This window comes from Sphingomonas sp. P3_C6 (genome assembly GCF_056402595.1).
This window is the reverse complement of the sequence record NZ_JBFUHB010000026.1, coordinates 60001-62500: the sequence shown is the minus strand read 5'-3', so window position 1 is coordinate 62500 and position 2500 is coordinate 60001. Positions and strand designations below refer to the sequence as shown.

Genomic DNA, 2500 nt, shown 5'->3' with positions numbered 1-2500 from the left:
TATTTCACCTATGGCTCCACGACAGCTGGCGCCGTCGCTTCAAAGCCTCCCACCTATGCTACACAGTTCTTTCCTAATGCCACTCTGAAGCTGCAGTAAAGGTGCACGGGGTCTTTCCGTCTAACCGCGGGTACTCCGCATCTTCACGGAGAATTCAATTTCGCTGAGCATGTCCTGGAGACAGTGGGGAAGTCGTTACGCCATTCGTGCAGGTCGGAACTTACCCGACAAGGAATTTCGCTACCTTAGGACCGTTATAGTTACGGCCGCCGTTTACCTGGGCTTCATTTCGCAGCTTGCACCACTCCACTTAACCTTCAGGCACCGGGCAGGCGTCAGGCCCTATACGTCGTCTTGAAGCCGACTTAGCAGAGCCCTGTGTTTTTGCTAAACAGTCGCTACCCCCTGGCCTGTGCCCCCTCAAAGTGCTTGCGCATAGTGAGGGCCTCCTTCTTCCGAAGGTACGGAGGCAATTTGCCGAGTTCCTTCAGGACACTTCTCTCAAGCGCCTTGGTATACTCTACCTGACCACCTGTGTCGGTTTCGGGTACGGTCTATACGGTGGGGCTATTTCCTGGAACCTCTTCGAAGCCCACCCAATCCAATAAGGGTGAACAACTCACGAGATCCGTCACACACCACCAGGCCCACGAATATTAACGTGGTTCCCATCGACTACCCCCTTCGGGCTCGTCTTAGGGGCCGGCTCACCCTGCGCGGATTAGCCTTGCGCAGGAACCCTTGGTCTTTCGGCGAGAGGGCATCTCACCCTCTTTATCGCTACTCATGTCTGCATTCGCACTTCCGATACCTCCAGGACCCATTACCAGATCCCTTCACAGGCTTACGGAACGCTCCGCTACCGCTCATCTTGCGATGAACCCTAAGCTTCGGTGCGTGTCTTGAGCCCCGTTACATCTTCGCCGCAAAACCTCTTATTTAGACCAGTGAGCTGTTACGCTTTCTTTAAAGGATGGCTGCTTCTAAGCCAACCTCCTGGTTGTTTTGGAAGTTTCACATGCTTTCCCACTTAGACACGACTTGGGGACCTTAGCTGTAGGTCAGGGCTGTTTCCCTTTTGACGACGGACCTTAGCACCCGCCGTCTGTCTCCCGGATATTACTCGCAGGTATTCGGAGTTTGGTTAGAGTTGGTAGATCTCGCGACCCCCGCATCCATCCAGTGCTCTACCCCCTGCGGTATTCATCCGAGGCACTACCTAAATAGTTTTCGCGGAGAACCAGCTATTTCCCGGCTTGATTGGCCTTTCACCCCTAAACACAACTCATCCGGTAACTTTTCAACGTTAATCGGTTCGGACCTCCAGTGCGTGTTACCGCACCTTCATCCTGGTCATGCCTAGATCGCCGGGTTTCGGGTCTAATACATCAAACTAAATCGCCCTATTCAGACTCGCTTTCGCTGCGCCTACACCTACCGGCTTAAGCTTGCTTGATACATTAAGTCACAGACCCATTATACAAAAGGTACGCAGTCAGGCCACATGAGCCCTCCTACTGCTTGTAGGCAATCCGTTTCAGGTACTGTTTCACTCCCCTCATCGGGGTGCTTTTCACCTTTCCCTCACGGTACTAGTTCACTATCGGTCGCATACGAGTATTTAGGCTTAGAGGGTGGTCCCCCTATGTTCAGACAGAATTACACGTGTTCCGCCCTACTCGAGTCCTGAAGTCTCACTTTCGCATACGGGGCTGTCACCCGCTATGGCCAGTCTTTCCAAACTGTTCTGCTAGTTGAACTCCAGGCACTGGCCTGGTCCGCGTTCGCTCGCCACTACTAACGGAATCTCGGTTGATGTCTTTTCCTCCAGCTACTGAGATGTTTCAGTTCGCCGGGTTCGCTTCACGAAAGCTATGTATTCACTTAAGTGATACCTAGCCCCATTTAGCTTGGTCGCCCTGTTGCCAGAACGGCCAAGTTAAACGGGATAGGTGGGTTTCCCCATTCGGAAATCGTCGGGTCAAAGGTTGCTCACACCTCACCGACGCTTATCGCAGCGTGCCACGTCCTTCATCGCCTGTATGCGCCAAGGCATCCACGAATTGCCCTTACCTTACGCTTGAGAGTCCGCACCACCAACGACAATGCTGGGTTGGCCTAAACCAACCAAAACTCGGCAGAGCAGCAACGTCGAAGTATCTTGGTGCGGATGATTAAAATGCTCAGCCTAATAACTTTTAGCACCGATCTGCTCAGCGCCTCGAGGCAAGCCTCTTAACGCCGATCAAATCGCTACCGTTACGGCATCGATTTTAAGAACCCATTCACAATGTCAAACAGGGAAGCCACGCTTCCCAAATCAGCGCCCGTAGGCGCCGAACTGGTGTCTTCATCATCTGGATAATGCTTGGTGAGCGTTTCGCTCGCGCTTGCGCCGTCAGTCGCAGCAAAGCTGCGCCTTATGGCGCGCTATGCAGCGCTGGCCGTGCTTGTCTGCGTGCGAAATAGCTTTCGCTATTTCGTCTCGCTGACTGCGCTT

General features: G+C 53.2%; 1 rRNA gene (cut by a window edge). It reads right to left on the bottom strand.

The window, feature by feature from the left end:
- Positions 1–2083, bottom strand: a 23S ribosomal RNA gene (locus tag AC1DT7_RS19680) (it extends 711 nt beyond the left edge of the window).
- Positions 2084–2500 lie beyond the last annotated feature (417 nt).